Annotated in this window: 16 protein-coding genes; 9 read left to right on the forward strand and 7 right to left on the reverse strand. The window is 64.8% G+C overall.

Annotation, left to right across the window (positions count from 1 at the left end):
• Positions 1-423 precede the first annotated feature (423 nt).
• Positions 424-816: a hypothetical protein gene (locus ACQVBX_RS17180; RefSeq protein ID WP_431635656.1), complete on the reverse strand. Its 393-nt coding sequence runs from the start codon at positions 814-816 to the stop codon at positions 424-426.
• A 292-nt stretch (positions 817-1108) separates the two neighbouring features.
• Between ACQVBX_RS17180 and ACQVBX_RS17185 the strand changes: the two genes are divergently transcribed.
• A complete protein-coding gene (locus ACQVBX_RS17185; protein ID WP_431638223.1) occupies positions 1109-1402 on the forward strand; it encodes a DUF6916 family protein in 294 nt (97 codons plus the stop codon).
• On the opposite strand, the gene ACQVBX_RS17190 is transcribed toward ACQVBX_RS17185, so the two are convergent.
• From ACQVBX_RS17190 to ACQVBX_RS17205, 4 genes are read right to left on the reverse strand one after another with little or no spacing between them, the layout of a single operon-like run.
• Complete coding sequence (locus ACQVBX_RS17190) at positions 1395-1958, reverse strand: GNAT family N-acetyltransferase (RefSeq protein WP_431635657.1); 564 nt, start codon at positions 1956-1958, stop codon at positions 1395-1397. The genes ACQVBX_RS17185 and ACQVBX_RS17190 overlap by 8 nt on opposite strands.
• A 1-nt stretch (position 1959) precedes the next feature.
• Positions 1960-2496 (reverse strand): phage tail protein, encoded by a 537-nt coding sequence (locus ACQVBX_RS17195; protein ID WP_431635659.1) that lies wholly within the window; start codon positions 2494-2496, stop codon positions 1960-1962.
• 54 nt (positions 2497-2550) lie between these two features.
• On the reverse strand, positions 2551-3078 hold the full coding sequence (locus ACQVBX_RS17200; RefSeq protein WP_431635660.1) for a phage tail protein: 528 nt from the start codon (positions 3076-3078) through the stop codon (positions 2551-2553).
• A 16-nt stretch (positions 3079-3094) separates the two neighbouring features.
• Entirely contained in the window at positions 3095-3604 is a 510-nt protein-coding gene (locus tag ACQVBX_RS17205) for a phage tail protein (protein ID WP_431635662.1), read from the reverse strand.
• 277 nt (positions 3605-3881) lie between these two features.
• Between ACQVBX_RS17205 and ACQVBX_RS17210 the strand changes: the two genes are divergently transcribed.
• Positions 3882-9416, forward strand: coding sequence for a putative Ig domain-containing protein (locus ACQVBX_RS17210; protein ID WP_431635665.1), 5535 nt, complete (start codon positions 3882-3884; stop codon positions 9414-9416).
• Between the two features lie 224 nt (positions 9417-9640).
• Here ACQVBX_RS17210 and ACQVBX_RS17215 read toward each other — a convergent pair whose 3' ends face one another.
• A complete protein-coding gene (locus ACQVBX_RS17215) occupies positions 9641-10543 on the reverse strand; it encodes a lipase family protein (protein ID WP_431635667.1) in 903 nt (300 codons plus the stop codon).
• Positions 10544-11012: 469 nt separating this feature from the next.
• Between ACQVBX_RS17215 and ggt the strand changes: the two genes are divergently transcribed.
• The 4 genes from ggt (at position 11013) to ACQVBX_RS17235 (ending at position 15077) form a co-directional block, all read left to right on the forward strand.
• Complete coding sequence (gene ggt, locus ACQVBX_RS17220; protein ID WP_431635669.1) at positions 11013-12728, forward strand: gamma-glutamyltransferase; 1716 nt, start codon at positions 11013-11015, stop codon at positions 12726-12728.
• A 298-nt stretch (positions 12729-13026) separates the two neighbouring features.
• Positions 13027-13983, forward strand: a complete 957-nt coding sequence (locus ACQVBX_RS17225) for an ABC transporter ATP-binding protein (RefSeq protein ID WP_431635670.1) — start codon at positions 13027-13029, stop codon at positions 13981-13983.
• Positions 13983-14744: an ABC transporter permease gene (locus ACQVBX_RS17230; RefSeq protein ID WP_431635671.1), complete on the forward strand. Its 762-nt coding sequence runs from the start codon at positions 13983-13985 to the stop codon at positions 14742-14744. The genes ACQVBX_RS17225 and ACQVBX_RS17230 overlap by 1 nt, the downstream gene beginning before the upstream one ends.
• A 54-nt stretch (positions 14745-14798) precedes the next feature.
• On the forward strand, positions 14799-15077 hold the full coding sequence (locus ACQVBX_RS17235) for a hypothetical protein (RefSeq protein ID WP_431635673.1): 279 nt from the start codon (positions 14799-14801) through the stop codon (positions 15075-15077).
• Positions 15078-15234: 157 nt separating this feature from the next.
• Here ACQVBX_RS17235 and ACQVBX_RS17240 read toward each other — a convergent pair whose 3' ends face one another.
• Positions 15235-15822: a TetR/AcrR family transcriptional regulator gene (locus ACQVBX_RS17240; protein ID WP_431635675.1), complete on the reverse strand. Its 588-nt coding sequence runs from the start codon at positions 15820-15822 to the stop codon at positions 15235-15237.
• A 112-nt stretch (positions 15823-15934) separates the two neighbouring features.
• Here ACQVBX_RS17240 and ACQVBX_RS17245 point away from each other — a divergent pair, with 112 nt between their 5' ends.
• From ACQVBX_RS17245 to ACQVBX_RS17255, 3 genes are all read left to right on the forward strand, one after another.
• Complete coding sequence (locus ACQVBX_RS17245) at positions 15935-16582, forward strand: glutathione S-transferase family protein (RefSeq protein ID WP_431635676.1); 648 nt, start codon at positions 15935-15937, stop codon at positions 16580-16582.
• Between the two features lie 51 nt (positions 16583-16633).
• Positions 16634-16987 carry a hypothetical protein gene (locus ACQVBX_RS17250; protein WP_431635677.1) on the forward strand — a complete coding sequence of 118 codons (354 nt, stop codon included), beginning with the start codon at positions 16634-16636 and terminating at the stop codon, positions 16985-16987.
• A 145-nt stretch (positions 16988-17132) separates the two neighbouring features.
• Complete coding sequence (locus ACQVBX_RS17255) at positions 17133-18119, forward strand: mechanosensitive ion channel family protein (protein WP_431635679.1); 987 nt, start codon at positions 17133-17135, stop codon at positions 18117-18119.
• Positions 18120-18128: the final 9 nt, after the last annotated feature.

Below are 18128 nucleotides of genomic sequence, written 5' to 3' on the forward strand. Positions count from 1 at the left end.
TCGATGGAAAGAACCGCGCATGTGCCGTGACGCGTACACCGTGCATCGGGCACTCGATGACGGCGTGGCCACACACCTGCCCGTGCACCGCGCGTGCGGGCGGATCACTATGGTGTATGGGTGAGCGACGTGGCGCGCAGCCGCGTTCAAGCCTGTGCTGGATGCATTCGGTCTGGCCCCCTGTAGCCAATTACTTATTAGCCTGAGGCTGCGGACGGCAGCAATAGGAAATAGCGGGCATGTGAGATCTTGCGATTTGCGAATGCCAGCGCGCGGCCGCATGGGCTGAGTACCCCCGATACAAACGCAAGGAGGTGATGCAGAGCGGGCGCCATCCGTATGGCTGGCGAAACGCTCATGCCTGATTCGCATCGAAGTGGAGCAGTATCTGGCTGCCTCCAGGCCTGCACTCCCGCATGGTGCTTAGAGCAAATTGAGCACCGCCGTGCGGAAAGCTCCGTAGTTGCCGTCGTTGACGATGGCTCCGTCGTAGTGATTCATGATCAGCCGGAACAGCTGCCATGCCGCGGTGGTTTCCACCGAGAACCACTCCGTGCCAACAATCGGATGCAGGCCGCTGAGGATGATGTCGTTCTTGATCCGTGTGCCCAGGTTGTGGGCTGCCATCTGATTGGTGATCACCCCTGCCACGCCGAAATCGGGATTGTGCGTGGTGTAGCCCCCGCGCACGCCGAGCGTGGTGAAGGCGTTCGTGTCGCCGAACTTGAAATAATTGCCCTTTGCGCCGTGATGTCCGTACTTGACGTAGGTGTCCAACTGCGCGCCCGGGGTCATGATGAAATACGCGTTCTGCACTGCTGCTCTTCCTTGTGGTTTTCCAAAGCGCTTGCGGGGGCGGTGCCGGGCGATCGCCGGACGTCGGCGTTCCGGAAACATCGGGCCAGTGCCAACCGGCTGTCGCACGAGTTTGCGGTGAGGCGATCGGCGCGAGCGCTTCCTATCCAGTAGTGCGAAAAAGCAAGGAAGAATTGTCGACGGCTGGTGTCGCCAGCCCATGCTTGTTGAGGGCCGGGCGCCGCTTCGGCATCAAGGCTTGTTGAAAGCAGCGCGCCGCTTCGGCATCCTCGCCCGATTAGGGAGGAAGTCCATGCAGCTGTTTCGTCTCGACCATTTTGCGGCGCATCTCAACGAAACCTTCAAGGTCGATATCGAGCACGAGAACGTGCCGTTCGTGCTGGTGGAGGCGAGGCCGCTGCCTTCCAAGCCGATGGCCGGCATGATGCGCGAGCCCTTCTCGCTGCTGTTTCGCAACGAGGCGGCCATTCTGTTTCCGCAGCGCACCTACAGCATGAAGCACGACGGCCTGGGCGAATTCGGCATTTTCCTGGTGCCGATCGCGCGTGACCGAGAGGGCTTCATCTATCAGGCTGTCTTCAACTGAGTTGTCCGTGATCGGGCTGCCAGTTCATGCGCAGATAGCCTCCCCGGCTTTCAACTTCTGAAAAGCCGAGGCGCCGGTAGAGGCGATAGGCTCCGCCGTTGTGCAGCTCGACATGCAGGCTGAGCGTGGCCACCGTGGCCTTGCTCACTGCCTCCTGCAAGCGCTGCAGCAATGCGGACCCTATGCCCTGTTGCTGCGACGTGCTGGCAATCAAGATATCGACGATACGCAACTCGTCTGCAGACCAGTGCAGATAGAGCCGCCCGATCGGTTGCTGCTTTTGCAAGACGATGAGGAACGCCGCGGCAGGCGAGTACTGTGACACGTAGTGGCGATGCTGCAGGTCGAACTGGCTATCGCAAAAAGCCCGTTTGGCTTCGGGTGGCCATGGCATTTGCGCCAGTTCGGTTTCGCGCGATTGCGCGTAGAGGACGCGCAGTGAGGGCAGGTCGTAACTCTCGGCCGCACGCAGCGTGACCGATGCGTGCGGCGATGTCAGCGCTTCCGCCAGCCAAGTCGGCATCGCCGACCTGGGGAAAGCGGGCAAAGGTTCCATCTCAAGGGCGCTGCGGGAACACTCCGCTCAGCGCAATGCAGAAGTTGAGCGAGAGATAGGGTTGCTGGTTGGCATGCGGCTGACTGCCGCCTGCCGGCATCACCATCGTCGTCGGAAAATTGCCGCCGACTGGCGGCGTTCCAGCTACGAAGGGTGTGATGGTGCCCGGTGCCGAAAGCGCATCCCCCGAGACCGGCGTGCCGTGCCGCTTGCTGGCGTCGCCCTGGTTGTACACGTTGAACCCATGACTGTGCATCGGCATTTCGTTGGTGAGGAGCGTGACGTTCTCGGAGCCGAACGTTTCACCGAGGTACCGATCGCTCAGGCCCGGTCCCTGGCCGACAGCGCAGCCCGCAGAACCCTGAAAATTGGGCAGTCCATACGTGCTTTTGCCATCGCCGCCATAGACGGTGCCAAGCAGAGAGAAAAGTGCGGTGTTCTGGGAAATGGGCATGATCTGGCCGGCGCACAGCGCCCAGCCGTTCGGCGCAAAGTTGAAGCCGAAGATCTGTATCTGCCCGAGAAAGGGTTCGCTCATGGTGAGATCCTTTTGATCCTTGATCCTTGATGATTCACGACGCAGTCCTGGGGACTACGCCTGACTCGGGTAAATGCCGTACAGCGAGATGCAGAACCGCACGGTCAAGGTTGGCATGGTGTTGTCGTGCGGCTGATTGCCGCCGGCGGAGCCGATCATGGTGTTTGCTGCTGCAAACGGGGTAAGCCCCGAAATGTCGCTGGTGTACATGGAGTCGCCACTGATAGCGCCCAGCTCGACATTGCCTCCGGGAGTGCCGGTGGTTGCAACGCCGCTGGTTTCCACCACCGTGTGCGTATGCGCCGGCATCTGGCCAGATGTGAGCGTGATGGTTTCCGTGCCCGCGAGCTGGCCCATGGAGTAGGTGCTCAACCCAGGGCCGGTGCCCTGATGGATGGGCAGGCGGCCACGCAGGTCCGGCAGCGCAAACGTGTTCTGGCCGTCGCCGCCGTAGGTGGTCCCAATCAGGTTGAAGAGCGTGTCGTACTCGGAAATGGGCAGCAGGCTGCCGTCGCAGTCATGCCAGTTCAGCGGTGCAAAGTTGTAAGGCAGCAGGCGGATTTCGCCGACATAAGGATCCATGGCTCGATCTCCTGGCTCAGGTGCGTGAAGGGTAAACGCCGGACAACGCGATGCAGAAGTTCAGCACCGAGTACGGCTGCATGTTCGAATGCGGCTGGTTCTGACCGGAGCTACCGATCGTTGTCTGGTTCAGCGGTACCTGAGAGCCGCCGGCCCCGGCGTAGATAGGCGTGGCCGAACCCGTGTCGCCATAGAGCGCGCCAGTTGGATTGCGCACGGCACCCGCCTGCGTGCTGTAACCGGCCAGATGCATGTGCTGCGGAATCTGCGTGCCGAGCAAGGTGACGTTTTCGATACCGGCGGATTGGCCTATGGGGTTCTGGTCCGACATGCCGTAGGGCGTGCGACCGCGCAGATCGGGGAGCTGGAAATTGGTGACGCCGTTTCCGCCGTAGCTCGTGCCCAGCAGGGAAAAAAGCGCCTGGTTCTGGTTGATCGGCAGGATTTGTCCGTTGCACGCCGCCCAATATTTTGGCGCAAACGGAAACGACATGAGCGTGATTTGCCCCATGTATGGCTCTGACATAGATTCCCCCTTTGTGGATGCGCGCCGTTCCTGGCGCAGCGCGGCGCTACTCTGGCGCAGTCACTGAGGCTTGACAAGCAATCGGCGCTGGGAGGGACAATGCGCCGGAAAGTGCTTGCGCGAGAAGCAGGTGGGGCGGAGCATCGGCGGTCAGCCTCGACCGGAGGCATCGCGCTGAACAGGGGGCGGCCGCGGAAGGCTGCAGCAATCAATCTTTGTGAGTGAAGCGTTCCAGCCCGCGGCGCCGCGGTGGACGTGGAACAGGGAGTCAGGGGTCATGTCCAATCGTTCGCCCATGCAGCGCGCCCTGGCGCGCCTTTCGTCGTTGTTTGGTTCGCCGCGGGCCTGGCTGATGCTGATGGCACTGCTGGTCATGGCCCCTGGTGCGGCCCATGCAGCCTGCGGAACGTTCAACGTTCCCGATGCGAACACGACTCCTTCGACCTCGCCGATGGCGGCAGGTGGAACCATCACGATCAACGTCGGCACGACGTGCGATCCGTTTGGCCTCAATCCTTACCCAAGCGGAAACACGACCAGCCCGAGCCATGGCACCGTCAGCGTCGATGCGCCAGCCGGTGTCATCACTTACACCAACGATGGCTTGGGCGCGACCAGCGACTCGTTTGTCGTGGCCGATGCGAGCGGCAATCCGTTTACCGTGAACGTGGCGATCGGCGCGGCGACCAGCCCCATTACCGTCTCCCCGGCCTCGCTGCCTACGCCGCATGTGGGTACCAGCTATTCGCAAGGCCTTTCGTCAACCGGCGGCGTGGCGCCCTACAGCTACGCCTTGACCGCCGGTTCGTTGCCTTCGGGCCTGAGCCTCTCCGGCAGCACCATCAGCGGCACGCCGAACCAGGCCGGCTCGTATTCCGCCACGATCACCGTCACCGACAATGTCGGTACGACCGGTACCAAGTCGTACACCGTCACGGTGCCCAATCCCTCTTCGGGAATCACGGTCGCCGCACCGCCCACCGCTGCGTTGAATACGCCCTACAGCTACAACCTCAATGCGAATACGACTGGCGCGCTGGCGCCGTACACATATTCGCAACCGACCAGCGGCGCGTTGCCCCCTGGCCTGACGCTCAGCGGCACCACCATCAGCGGCACGCCCACCTCGGTTGGCACGTACAACTTCAGCCTGACGGTCACCGACGCCAGTCCGGGCCCGGGTGGGCCGTACTTCAAGTCGGTCAATCTGAGCATCACGGTGCAGAACATCCCGCCGGTCGCCAACTCGGTGAGCGCGACGGTGGCCTATGACAGCGCCAGCAATCCGGTCACGCTGAACATCACCGGCGGTGCGGCCACTTCGGTGGCCATCGGGACGGCTGCGTCGCACGGCACGGCCACGGCCAGCGGCGCCTCGATCACTTATACGCCAACCACCGGTTACGCCGGCCCCGACAGCTTTACTTACACCGCCACCAACGGTGCCGGTACCTCGTCACCGGCTACGGTGACCATCACGGTGTCCCCGCCGACCCTCGTCTATACGCCAGCTGCCCCGCCTCATGCTTCTGCTGGCGTGGCATACAGCCACTCCATCGCCGGTGCCAGCGGCGGTGCCGCGCCGTATACCTACGCGGTGACTTCCGGTTCCCTGCCAACAGGGCTGGCCCTGGCCAGCGACGGCACACTCAGCGGCACCGCGACCGCGGCCGGCACGTTCAATTTCACCGTGACGGCGACGGACAGCTCGACCGGCACCGGACCGTTTTCCATCGGATCGGGAGTGACGCTGGTAGTCGATGCGCCGACGATCCTGATCGCCCCGGCGACGCTTCCGAACGGTACGTTCAACACTGCGTACAGCCAGACCGTCACGGCCTCGGGTGGCACCGCGCCCTACAGCTATGCAGTGACGACAGGCAGCCTGCCGAACGGTCTCTCGCTGTCGAGCACGGGTGCGTTGAGCGGTACTCCTACCCAGGCGGGTGATTACCCGATCACCATCACGGCGACCGATTCGACCACCGGCGCAGCCGCGCCATACACCGGTTCTCAGAGCTACACACTGCATATCGACGGGCCGGCGATCACGGTTGCTCCCGGCACCGTGCCGAATGCGACGGTAGGCGCGGCTTACAGCCAGACGCTGTCTGCCTCTGGTGGCACGGCGCCATATACCTTCGCTGCCACCGGCAGCGTACCGCCCGGCCTGACCCTCAGCGCCGGCGGCACTTTGTCTGGCACGCCGACCATCGCGGGCGACTTCAGCTTTACCGCCACGGCCACCGATGCGGACAGCTTTACCGGTAACCAGGCTTATACGGTGCACGTGACGGCCATCGCACCGGCCGCACCCACCGGAGCCAGCGCCACGGCGGGAGATACCCAGGCGTCCGTCAGCTTCGCGGCGCCGACGAATACCGGCGGCGCGCCGATCAGCAGCTATACGGTGACTTCCAGCCCCGGTGGCTTCACCGCCACGGGGTCGGCCAGCCCGATTACGGTGACCGGCCTGACCAACGGCACGGCCTATACCTTCACTGTGACTGCGACCAACACTGCGGGCACCGGGCCCGCGTCGACACCGTCCAACGCCGTCACGCCAAAGGGCGCCCAGACCATCACCTTCAACAACCCTGGCACGCAGAACTTCGGCACCACACCGACACTGAGCGCCACGGCCAGCTCCGGACTCACGCCGACCTTCAGTTCCCAGACCACCGGTGTCTGCACCATCACCAGCGGTGGTGCGTTGACTTTCCTCTCGGCCGGTACGTGCACCATCTCGGCGGATCAGGCCGGTGATGGCGCTTACCTCGCGGCGCCGACGGTCACGCAGAGCTTCACGGTGGCCGCGGTGGTTCCGGGTGCGCCGACCATCGGTGCCGCCAGCGCAGGTGACGCGCAGGCCACCGTGTCTTTCGCGGCACCGGCGAGCAACGGCGGCGCGACCATCACCGGCTACACCGTGACCTCCAATCCCGGTGGCATCACCGGTACCGGGGCAACGAGCCCGATCACCGTGACCGGCCTGACCAACGGTACGGCCTACACCTTCACGGTGACCGCCACCAACAGCGCCGGTACGGGCAGCGCCTCCGCCGCGTCCAATAGCGTTACCCCGCTCGGCACGCAGACGATCACGTTCAACAACCCCGGTTCGCAGAACTTCGGCACGTCGCCGCAGATGGTCGCCTCGGCCAGTTCGGGATTGACGGTGAGCTTCAGCTCGACCACCAGCGCAATCTGCACCGTGACCTCAGCGGGCGCGCTCACGACCGTGGCGCCGGGCACGTGCACCATTCAGGCGGATCAGTCGGGCAACGGCGCCTACCAGCCTGCGCCATCGGTAACGCAGTCCTTCGCCATCGTGGTGCCCGGCGGTGCCGTGTCATTCAGCACGGCCTCGCCGCTGCCCAGTGCCACTGCCGAGACCGCCTATTCGCAGACCATCACCGCTTCCGGCGGGGCGACGCCGTACACCTTCAGCTTGGTCGGCGGCGCGCTGCCGACTGGCGTGACGTTCTCTTCGTCGGGCGTGCTGTCTGGAACACCCCTGGCGAGCGGCACATTCAACTTCACGCTTCGGGTGACGGACGCTGCGACCCAGACGGCCGACACGGCCTACCAGCTGACAGTCGCCGCCCCGACGATCGCGCTGGCACCGGCCACGCTGCCGGGTGGCCAGGTCGCTCAGGCCTATGCGCAGACGCTCACTGCCAGCGGCGGCGTGGCGCCCTACACCTTTGCGGTGACGACAGGCGCGCTGCCGGCAGGTCTGACGCTCAGTGCGGCCGGCACGCTCTCCGGCACGCCGACCGCTGCGGGCAGCTTCAACATCACCGTGACGGCAACCGATCAACACGGTTTCCAGGGCTCGCAGGCTTACACGCTCGGCATCAACCAGCCGGTGCCGGTTGCCGTGGACGACACCGCCAGCGTCAACTCGAATGGTCACGTCACGATTGCCGTGACCGCAAACGACAGTGGCCCGATCACCAGCATCGCCATCACGCAGCAACCGGCGCACGGTACCGCCACCGTCAGTGGGCTCGATGTGGTGTACAGCCCGGCGGCCAACTACTTCGGCAGCGAGACGCTGAAATACACGGCGACAGGGCCCGGCGGCACCTCCGGCGCCGCGACGGTATCGATCACCGTGGTTCCGGGTGCGGTGCCGGTGGCGGCTGCGCAGACTGCCAAGGTGCTGGCCGGCAAGTCCGTCACCATCCATGCGGCGGCGGGCGCGACCAACGGTCCCTTCACCGGTGCGGCCATCACCTCCGCACCCACCTCGGGAACAGCGGTGGTGCAGGGCACCGATATCGTCTACACCGCGGATCCGAATGCCTCCGGTACGTTCGGCCTGGACTACACGCTGAGTAACGCTTTCGGCACCTCGCAGCCGGCGCACGTCACGCTGGCGGTGAATCCACGCCCAGTTGCTCCCGCGTTGACCGCGAAGACGATGGCCGGCGTCACGGTGCAGGTGGACCTCACCACGGCGGCTCGCGGGGGCCCGTTCACCGCTGCCAACGTGGTGTCCATCACACCGGCAAATGCGGGCACAGCTACGGTCAGTTCGTCCAACGGCGGTTATACGCTGGCCTTCACTCCCGCGGCGACGTTCGGCGGGGTCGCCAAGGTCACCTACACGCTGAGTAATGCGTTCGCCACCTCCGAGCCAGGCACGGTGGACATCACCGTCGAGTTGCGCCGCGACCCCTCGAAGGATCCGGAAGTGACCGGCGTGCTCGACGCCCAGGCCGAAGCGACGCATCGAATGGCGATCGGCCAGATCAACAACTTCCAGCGCCGCCTGGAGAGCCTGCACAACGGTGGTAGTCGTGGCGGCTTCTCCAACGGCATCACCATGAGTTCGGCCAGCAGCATGCGCCGCCAGCCACTGACGATCGATGGCCGGCAAGGTATGGGCTCGGCGGGTGATCCGTTCCTGATGCCCACGGATGGCGCCATGACCAACCCGAGTGTCAGCGGTAACGCGGCCCCGGGCGGTGTGTCGTTCTGGGCCGGCGGTGCGGTCAACTTTGGCAAGCTTCAGCCGGGCGCGAGCGACAACGGCATCGACTTCACCACCTCGGGCCTGAGCCTGGGCGCGGACAAGCAGGTGTCGCAGGCCCTGACGTTGGGCGTGGGCGCGGGTTACGGCCATGATGTGTCTGACGTTGGCCAGCACGGCAGTCGAAGCGCCGTGGATAGCTACAACGTCGCGGTCTACGGTAGTTATCAGCCAGGCGAGGCGATCTACGTCGACGCCCTTGCTGGCTATCAGTGGCTACGGTTCGACGCCCGTCGATTCGTCACCGACAACGGCAACACGGTCCACGGCAGTCGCGATGGTAAGCAGTGGTTCGCTTCGCTCTCGGTCGGCTATCAGCACCAGGCGAAGGACATGATGCTGACGCCCTACGGGCGACTCGACGTGGCTCGCGCGGCGCTCGACGGCTACACAGAAACGGGCGACGCGGTATTCGCGCTGCGCTACGAGGGGCAAACGGTCAAGACCAGTACAGCCAATCTGGGCCTGCTGGCGCAATGGTCGGTCAAGCGCGACTACGGTATGTGGACGCCTCAATTGCGCGCAGAGTTCGGGCACGACATGCAAGGTGCCAGCGTGGCAACCATGCGCTACGCCGACTTGCTGACCGGACCGCTCTACCAGGCCACGCTCAGCCGTCAGTCGCGCAACCACACCATCCTGGGCGCCGGTTTCACGTTGCAGACGTACAAAGGGTGGTCGCTGCGTGCCGAGTACCAGGCGCTGATCGACAACACGAGCCGCGACAACCAGAGCATCCAGCTGGGCATCCAGAAGGCCTTGCAACCCTGATGGGGCGGCCGGTGGCGGAGACCGTCGCCGGCCGTTCTGCAGAACGTCGCGTGTGGATGGGGCGGACGGGGCCGGCGCGTTTCCCAATTGGAGTCGACGCAGCGCTATCGCGCTGCGCGCTCATTGCCATCCCTGGCTGGTGTGGCGGGCAGAGCCGTCGACAGCCCCTGGCGCGCTTCAGGATCGGACGCGTGGCGAGGCGACATGCCGCGACGCGCGGCCTATCAGCTGGCTGGTTCGAAGCTGACCACCTTGCCATCGGAGCGCACCGGCTGCGCGAAGGATGCTGCCGATACCGGACCTTGCGGCTGGGTGACGTGGTTGATGGCGTACCAGTAGCAGTCGGCCATGCTGTGATTGCCGTCGGTGGTGAGGTACTCGGCAGTGAAGTCCACCGGCGTGCCGATGTGCTGGTACACGGTGGAACCGAGCAACGGCGGCGGCACGTCGGGCACCAGGTCTTCGGTGTTCACCACGCGGAAGGTCGGCACGGCACCGCCATTCATGGCCTGGGCGAATGCCACGTCGCCCACGCGCGGGCTGGCGAAGTTGTAGTGCACGTAGCTGCGGCTGCTGCCCGGTGGGATCGACGAGTTGGTGGCCACGTCCGGCACCGCCAGCGTGGAGAGGGCCGAGCCCATGCTGTGGCCGGTGAAGAACAGCCGGCTGACTGCGCCGATGGAGGCCAGCTGGGCGAGCAGTGCGGGGCTGGCGCTGGTGTAGACGTTGTGCCAGCCGATCTGCACATTGCCGAAGCCCGCGGCCAGCGCGTATGCGGTTTGATCCACCTCGGTGTCGATTACTGCATCCGCCTTGCTCATGGTGCCGCGGAACACCACAAATGCATTGCCGGTATCGTCCCAAGAGACGAAGCCAAATGGCTCGGGATAATCGAACGTATGCCCGAGTACGGTAATCGTCACGGTGGCCCACAGCGGCGCGCTGTAGCTGAAGCCAAGCCCGTTCGGGGTCCAGTTGAAATCCTGTTGCGAAGGCGAGTTCTGCGCCAGCCACTGGTTGTACTGGTCGTAAGCCGTCAACACCTGAGAGGCGCAGATGGCCGCCTCGCTAAGGATGAAGGTGGGCGGGAAGTACATCGGCAGGCTTTGGGGTAAAGCAGTGCTCATGGGACATCTCCTTATGATCCGTCGATGCATTCACGGGGACGACGCCCGCGTGCTCGCCGCGGTCCGATGCATCCCCAACATCACAGCACGTTTCCGGGCGTCCGTGTGGGAGCTGGGGTAAGAACCGAGATCGCAGTTTGCTGCCCTCCCATGGCGTGAAGTGCGTGCCCCTGAAGGAGATCCTGGCGCGATCACAAAGGCGGAGCACCGTTTCTCGCCAATGCGCAGCTCCCCAGTTCGTCGATAGACGGACCTGCCGCTCCCACGCACCCCTGCTGAAGCTGCGAACTCGGCGTTGGCCGCGATACGACCTGCGCTATGTGCGCAAGCAACGCTATGCTGGGTTCGATCCCTATCGAGAACGCACATGCCCAGTCCCAGCACAGCGCAATCCGACGTTACGCCAACCGACCGCGCTGGTGCGCTCCATTTGGCGAGGCGATGGAGCGGCCGTGCTTGCGGCGTAGCGATGCTCGCCGCGCTCAGCGCCCCGGCCGTTGCCCAGAACGTCAATCCCGACGAGACCGGTCGCGAGCCTGTCAGCACGCGGGAGGCACTGCAGAGCGCCAGGCCGGTGACGGCCAGGCACGCGATGGTCGTCAGTGCGCAGCACCTGGCCACGATGGTGGGCGTGGACATTCTCAAGCGCGGCGGCAATGCGGTGGACGCTGCCGTGGCGGTCGGTTTCGCCGAGGCCGTGGTACACCCGTGCTGCGGCAACATCGGCGGAGGCGGGTTCATGACGCTCCACCTCAAGGACGGTCGCAACCTGTTTCTGGATTTCCGCGAAAAGGCGCCGGCGAAGGCCACGCCCACGATGTTCCAGGATGCCGACGGCAACGTCGTCCAAGGACGCAGCACCGACAGCTATCTCGGCGTAGGTGTGCCGGGCACGGTGATGGGGTTCGCCACCGCGCTGAAAGCCCACGGCACGATGTCGCTGGCGCAGGTGATGGCGCCGGCGATCAAGTTGGCTCGTGATGGCTACGTACTCCAGCAGGGCGACATCGACAGCCTCGACACCAGCACCGACGAGTTCGCGAAGCACGCCAACGTCGCGGCGATCTTTCTCAGCCACGGCAAACCCTTCAAGGTGGGCGAGCGATTGGTGCAGAAAGACCTGGCGCACACACTGGAACAGATTGCCCACGGCGGGACCAAGGCGTTCTACCAGGGGCCGATCGCCCAGGCCGTGGTCAAGGCCAGCGACGCCAACGGCGGCATCCTGTCGCTGCGCGACTTTGCCGATTACACCGCGCAGTGGGAGAAGCCGATTCAGTGCGAGTACCGCGGTTACACCGTGGTCTCGGCGCCGCCGCCGAGTTCGGGCGGCACCACGCTGTGCCTGATCCTGCAGATCATCAAGCCTTACCCGCTTGGCAAGTGGGGCTACGGCTCGGTCAACAGCGTGCACTATCTGGTGGAGGCCGAGCGTCGTGCGTTTGCCGACCGCAATACGTATCTGGGTGACCCGGCGTTCGTACGCAACCCGATCGACACGCTGCTTTCCGACGCGCACGCGGCGAAGCTTCGCGCCACCATCGAGCCGGACCAGGCCACCCCGTCGTCGGAAATCCAGGGCAGCCTTGGCGCCCCCGAAGGCAACCACACCACGCATTACTCCGTGGTGGACAAGGACGGCAACGCCGTAGCCGTCACCTACACCGTCAACTACCTGTTCGGTAACAAGCAGATTGCCGGCGACACGGGCTTCTTCCTCAACGACGAGATGGATGACTTCACCGGCAAGCCGGGCGTGGCCAACGGTGCCGGCCTGGTGCAGGGGGTGATCAATCAGGTTGAACCGGGCAAGCGACCCCTGAGTTCGATGACGCCGACCATCGTGCTGCGCGACGGCAAGCCGTTCATGCTCACGGGCAGCCCGGGCAGCGCCACCATCATCTCGTCTACGCTGGAAAGCATGCTCAACGTGGTCGACTTCGGCATGAATATGCAGCAGGCGGTCAACGCGCCGCGCGTGCACCACCAGTGGTATCCGGATGTGGTGTACGCCGGCCAGGGCCTGCTCACGCCCGAGTCGCAGCGGGCGCTGGAAGCCATGGGCTACCAGTTCAAATCGTTCAGCGGTGGCGCGGTCGAGGCGATCCTGCTCAATCCGAAGACCGGCCTGCTGGAAGGCGCCAACGACCCTCGCCGCCCCGCTGGACTCGCCGCTGGCTATTGATGGGTGACTTAGCGGCCAAAAAGTCGAGGGCAGGCTCAGTTCCGGGAAATCTGGGTGAGCCTGCATCTTGATCATTGGCCTGCTGAAACGCGATGTTCAGAAGACAGGGCGATATGGCGCTGCCTTCGTTCGTAGTCATCACACATATTGAGCGCTGCACGCCGCCCGTTCCGACTGCATCACCGCGGCCATCGCGTTAGGATGCCCGCTGCTGCGGCCTCTCCATGGCCGCTGCCGCTCTCCATCCCATCAGGAACGCCATGAGCATGCACTGCGCAGTTTGGCGGGGTATCTGCCGATGAACCGTCCGCAGCACGACGCGTCCGCGCCCGTCGATCCCGTCATCGAGGTCAGGGGCCTGGACAAGACCTACGCCTCCGGTTTCCGGGCGCTCAAGCCGATCGACCTGACCATCCGCCGCGGCGAGATCTTCGCCCTGCTCGGTCCCAACGGGGCGGGCAAGACCACGCTGATCAGCATCATCTGCGGCATCGTCAATCCCGGTGGCGGTTCCATTTCCGTGGACGGCCACGACGTGGTGCGCGACTTCCGTGCCACGCGCTCGCGTATCGGCCTGGTGCCGCAGGAGCTCACCACCGACGCGTTCGAGACCGTGTGGAACACGGTGAGCTTCAGCCGCGGGCTGTTCGGCCTGCCGCCCAAGCCCGAGCACATCGAGCAGGTGCTGAAGGATCTGTCGCTGTGGGACAAGCGCAACAACAAAATCCTCACCCTCTCCGGCGGCATGAAACGGCGCGTGATGATCGCCAAGGCGCTGTCGCACGAACCGCGCGTACTGTTTCTGGATGAACCCACGGCGGGCGTCGACGTGGAGCTGCGCCGCGACATGTGGAACCTTGTGCGTCGCCTGCGCGACAACGGCGTCACCATCATCCTCACCACGCACTACATCGAGGAGGCCGAGGAGATGGCCGACCGCGTGGGCGTGATCAGCAAGGGCGAGCTGATCCTGGTGGAGGAAACCGCCACGCTGATGCACAAGCTGGGCAAGAAGGCGCTGACGCTGCAGCTGCACCAGCCGCTGGCGGCCATTCCCGCCGCGCTGGCCGATTACCAGCTGGCGCTGTCCGCCGACGGCACCGAGCTCACCTACACCTACGACACCCAGGCCGAACGCACCGGCATCACCACGCTGCTCGGCGAGCTCGCCGCTGCCGGTATCCGCTTCCGCGACCTGAGCACCAAGCAGAACACGCTGGAAGAAATCTTCGTCGACCTGGTGAGGAGCCGCTGATGAACTGGCACGCGATCCGCGCCATCTACCGTTTCGAGATGGCCCGCACCCGCCGCACGCTGATGCAGTCGATCGCCTCGCCGGTGCTGTCCACCTCGCTGTACTTCGTGGTGTTCGGCTCGGCTATCGGCTCGCGCATCACCTCGGTCGAAGGGGTGAGCTACGGCGCCTTCATCATCCCCGGGCTGATCATGCTTTCGCTGCTGATGCAGAGCGTGTCCAACGCCTCGTTCGGCATCTACTTTCCCAAGTTCACCGGAACCATCTACGAGATCCATTCCGCGCCGATCTCGTTCGTGGAGATTGTCTGTGGCTACGTGGGGGCGGCGGCGACCAAGTCGGTGATCGTGGGGTTGATCATCCTGGCCACGGCGCGATTGTTCGTGGATTACCACATCGCCCATCCGCTGCTGATGGTCAGTTTCCTGCTCCTCACCGCGATCACCTTCAGCCTGTTCGGTTTCATCATCGGCATCTGGGCGGACAACTTCGAGAAGCTGCAGGTGATCCCGCTGCTGGTGATCACGCCGCTGACCTTTCTCGGCGGCAGCTTCTACTCCATCCACATGCTGCCGCCGCTGTGGCAGAAGATCACCCTGCTCAACCCGGTGGTGTACCTGGTGAGCGGCTTCCGCTGGAGCTTCTACGACCTGGCCGACGTCAGCGTGGGCATCAGCCTGGTCGCGATCGCCGGCTTCCTCATTGCCTGCCTGGTCGCCATCGGCTGGATTTTCCGCACCGGGTACAAGCTCAAGAGCTGATGGGCCGCGAGGCATGGATTGGCATTCTTAACACGGACGGATGCAGGACAGCTCATGGAACGACAGCCGCATATCCACTGCCCCCTCTGCGCATGGGAACCCGGCGCCAGCGCGCGCTGGGTGTGCAGCCGTTCCGAGCCGGGCGCCGGCTGCGGTACACGCTGGAACACGTTCTGGACGGCCGGTTGCTGCCCCGGCTGCGGTCACTTCTGGGCGAAGACCCAGTGCCTGGCCTGCAAGCAGTCGTCGCCGCACGAGGACTGGTATCACTACCCGCCTGGCGATGCTCCGGTCGACCGTGTGGAAGAAGCGCTGGAGGTTGGCGTCGAGTAGACGGTCAGAGTGTGATGACCGACAACCTTCGATGCCATCGCTAGTCCAACGCCGTCATTCCCGCGCAGGCGGGAATCCACGTTGACCGTGCATCTTGTGCCCCGGGGATTGTCACTGTGAGGCAGTGGCGTTGAGGAAGTGTCAGCGTCCGGCGCACCTAATCCACCTTCAACAACGCCAACGCCTGATGCCGTGCCGAGGCCCGCAGCGATTTGCGCAGACCCGGATCGTTGGTGGTGCGCGCCAGCACCATGCCGCCTACGCACAGGGCCACCATCGTCTCGGCGCGGCGGCTGGCGTCGCGCGCGCCCTTGAGCGCGCTGCGGTAGATGTGGCCCATGCCGCGGATGAGGTCAGTGTAGGCCTCCTGCGGCTCCAGTCCCGCGCGCGCCACGTCGGCGGGCAGGGCATAGAGCGGGCAGTGCAGGTCGATGTTCTCCAGCACCTCGTCGCTCAGGTAGAGCTCCACCAGCATGCGCGCGAGCCGGCGCGGGTCGCGCAGCTGCTCGGCGGCCTCGGCCGTCTGGATGGCGAACGGATTGCAGGTGATGAAGCTGGCCACGGCGGCGGCGTACAGCTCGTTCTTGCTCTGGAAGTGATGGTAGAACGCGCCGCGGGTGAGCCCGGCCGCGGCCATGATCTGATCGATGGTGACCTGCTCGAAGCCGTGTCGATTGAACAGGCGGCGCGCCGATTCGACGATGCGCCCGCGCGTCTGCACGGCGTGTTCGGGGCTGTAGGGCATGGGCTTGGACCTCCGGTGGCGAGGTATAGCAGGCCGGCAAATTATGTTCTTTAACATATTCTGCGCCCGCGTAAGCTGGCGCCACCGGTAATCCCGCCCATCGGAGACACCCATGCAGATCTACTGGATCAAGGCGCAGGCGCCGCGCCGCGTGCTGGCGCTGGTCAAGCACCTGGGCATCGATGCCGAGTGCATCGAGGTCGATATCAAGGCCGGCGGCCTGAAGACGCCGTCGTACCTCGCGCTCAATCCCAACGGCAAGGCGCCCACCCTGATCGATGGCGAGGTCACGCTGTGGGAGTCGTCGGCGATCATGGCCTATCTGTGCAACAAGGCCGGCTCGGACATGTGGCCGGCGCAGCAGCCGGCCGAGCAGGTCGAGGTGCTGCGCTGGCTATCGTGGAGCAACAGCCAGTGGTCGTCCGCGGTCGCACCGTTCTACTTCGAGCACGTGATCAAGCCGGCCTTCCACCTGGGCGACACCGATCACGCGGCACTCACCGCCGCCGTGCCGGAACTGCACCGGCTGGCCGCGATTCTCGACACCCACCTCGCCTCGCACGAGTACGTCGCCTGCCACCGGCTGACCATCGCCGACTTCCACATGGCATCGATGGCCTGCGAGTGGCGCGATGCAGAGATGCCATTTGCCCACTACCCGAACATCGCGCGCTGGCTCGACCGGCTGATGACGATTCCCGCCTGGGCCGATCCGTGGCCCGCAAAGCACGCCGCCACGCCGACCCCGGCGCTGGCCTGACTCCACCGCCGACTCCGGCTTGCCGGAGCGGCCACACCTCGAGGACGAGCGATGAAGCATTTTCTGGCGGTGTACACCGGTTCGCCGGCCGCGCGCGAAGCGAGCGGCTGGGATGCCCTGAATGAAACCGAGCGACAGGCACAACAACAGCAAGGCATGGAAGCGTGGGGCCAGTGGGTGGCCGCGCATCGCAGTGCGATCGTCGACACGGGCGCGCCGCTGGGCAGCACCTTGCGCGTGGATGCGCGTGGTATCGAAAGCATCCACAACGCGATGGCCGCTTTCACCGTCGTGCAGGCCGAGTCGCATCAGGCCGCTGCCGCGATGTTCGAAGGGCATCCGCACTTCACGATCTTTCCGGGCGAGGCGGTGGAAATCATGGAGTGCCTGCCGCTACCAGGATGACGGCCCGGGCCAGCGAGTGCGCCAGCGGATGCGCAGCGGTGAGATCGGGTAGCCGATCAATCGTCATCGCGTGAGCCGATGCTTCTCGACACGCTTCACACGCAGGCCGTGGCAGCGTGGTGCCGACCGTGTCCGGAGCGCCTTCATGAGCGACACCCGCCCACCAGCCCCCGCCGCACGTGATCGCCATGCGTGGTTGATCGCTGCCTACGTGGCCGCGCTACTGGGGCTGGCGGTGCTCTATTACGTGCTGCGTTGGGATCTGTTGTCGCTGCCGCCGCGCCTGTTGCCCCTGCTGCGGCGGGTGGTGGCGGGCGCGATGGCCATCATGCTGACTCTGGCGCTGGCGCGTGCGGTGCACGCCAAAGCGATCGACACGGTCGACAACGCGGTAACGCGCTACAACCTCCAGCGCATCGTCGGCCTGGTGGTGTTCGTGGTGATCGCGCTGATCGTGGTCTCGGTGCTGTTCGCCAACTGGTACGCCGCGGTGGCGTCGCTGGGCCTGATCTCGCTGGTGCTTGGGTTCGCGCTGCAGACGCCGATCACCAGCTTCATCGGCTGGATCTACATCCTCGCGCGCCAGCCCTACCGCGTGGGCGATCGCATCAGCATCGGCGATGCCACCGGCGACGTGATCGAGGTGACCTACCTGGACACCACGCTATGGGAGGTGGGCGGCCCGTTCGTATCCAGCAGCCACCCGAGCGGACGCCTGATCAAGTTCCCCAACGCCAACGTGCTCACCAGCGCCATCTACAACTTCTCGTGGGACATGTTCCCCTACATCTGGGACGAGATTTCCTTCCAGGTGGCCTACGACAGCGACCTCGCGTTCGTGAGCGAGGTGATGCAGCGGGCGGCCGAGCAGGAGCTCGGCGAGGCGATGATCGAACGCGTGCGCACCTTCCGCGAGATCCTGGCCAGCACCCCGGTGGACGAGGTGGAGGTGAAGGAGCATCCGGCGGTGCTGTTTCGCGTCAACGCCAATACCTGGATCGACGCGAAGGTGCGCTACGTGGTGGACCCCAAACGCGCCGGCAGCGTAAAGACCCGGCTGATGCGAGTGATGTTGGAGCAGCTCAACGCGCAGCCCGAGCGCGTGCGCTTTCCCAAAGGCGACAGCCGCTGAGCGCGAGGG

Origin of the sequence: Dyella thailandensis (genome assembly GCF_050749815.1) — a bacterium.
Lineage (GTDB): Bacteria > Pseudomonadota > Gammaproteobacteria > Xanthomonadales > Rhodanobacteraceae > Dyella_A.

Bases quoted from the DNA above. Each gene is read 5' to 3' on its own strand.
- ACQVBX_RS17240 (WP_431635675.1), bottom strand. From the start codon at position 15,822: ATGCCCTACAGCCCCGAACACGCCGTGCAGACGCGCGGGCGCATCGTC.
- ACQVBX_RS17230 (WP_431635671.1), top strand. From the start codon at position 13,983: ATGAACTGGCACGCGATCCGCGCCATCTACCGTTTCGAGATGGCCCGC.
- ACQVBX_RS17210 (WP_431635665.1), top strand. From the start codon at position 3,882: ATGTCCAATCGTTCGCCCATGCAGCGCGCCCTGGCGCGCCTTTCGTCG.
- ACQVBX_RS17190 (WP_431635657.1), bottom strand. From the start codon at position 1,958: ATGGAACCTTTGCCCGCTTTCCCCAGGTCGGCGATGCCGACTTGGCTG.
- ACQVBX_RS17205 (WP_431635662.1), bottom strand. From the start codon at position 3,604: ATGTCAGAGCCATACATGGGGCAAATCACGCTCATGTCGTTTCCGTTT.
- ACQVBX_RS17185 (WP_431638223.1), top strand. From the start codon at position 1,109: ATGCAGCTGTTTCGTCTCGACCATTTTGCGGCGCATCTCAACGAAACC.
- ggt (WP_431635669.1), top strand. From the start codon at position 11,013: ATGCTCGCCGCGCTCAGCGCCCCGGCCGTTGCCCAGAACGTCAATCCC.
- ACQVBX_RS17225 (WP_431635670.1), top strand. From the start codon at position 13,027: ATGAACCGTCCGCAGCACGACGCGTCCGCGCCCGTCGATCCCGTCATC.
- ACQVBX_RS17200 (WP_431635660.1), bottom strand. From the start codon at position 3,078: ATGGATCCTTATGTCGGCGAAATCCGCCTGCTGCCTTACAACTTTGCA.
- ACQVBX_RS17255 (WP_431635679.1), top strand. From the start codon at position 17,133: ATGAGCGACACCCGCCCACCAGCCCCCGCCGCACGTGATCGCCATGCG.
- ACQVBX_RS17195 (WP_431635659.1), bottom strand. From the start codon at position 2,496: ATGAGCGAACCCTTTCTCGGGCAGATACAGATCTTCGGCTTCAACTTT.
- ACQVBX_RS17215 (WP_431635667.1), bottom strand. From the start codon at position 10,543: ATGAGCACTGCTTTACCCCAAAGCCTGCCGATGTACTTCCCGCCCACC.
- ACQVBX_RS17245 (WP_431635676.1), top strand. From the start codon at position 15,935: ATGCAGATCTACTGGATCAAGGCGCAGGCGCCGCGCCGCGTGCTGGCG.
- ACQVBX_RS17235 (WP_431635673.1), top strand. From the start codon at position 14,799: ATGGAACGACAGCCGCATATCCACTGCCCCCTCTGCGCATGGGAACCC.
- ACQVBX_RS17250 (WP_431635677.1), top strand. From the start codon at position 16,634: ATGAAGCATTTTCTGGCGGTGTACACCGGTTCGCCGGCCGCGCGCGAA.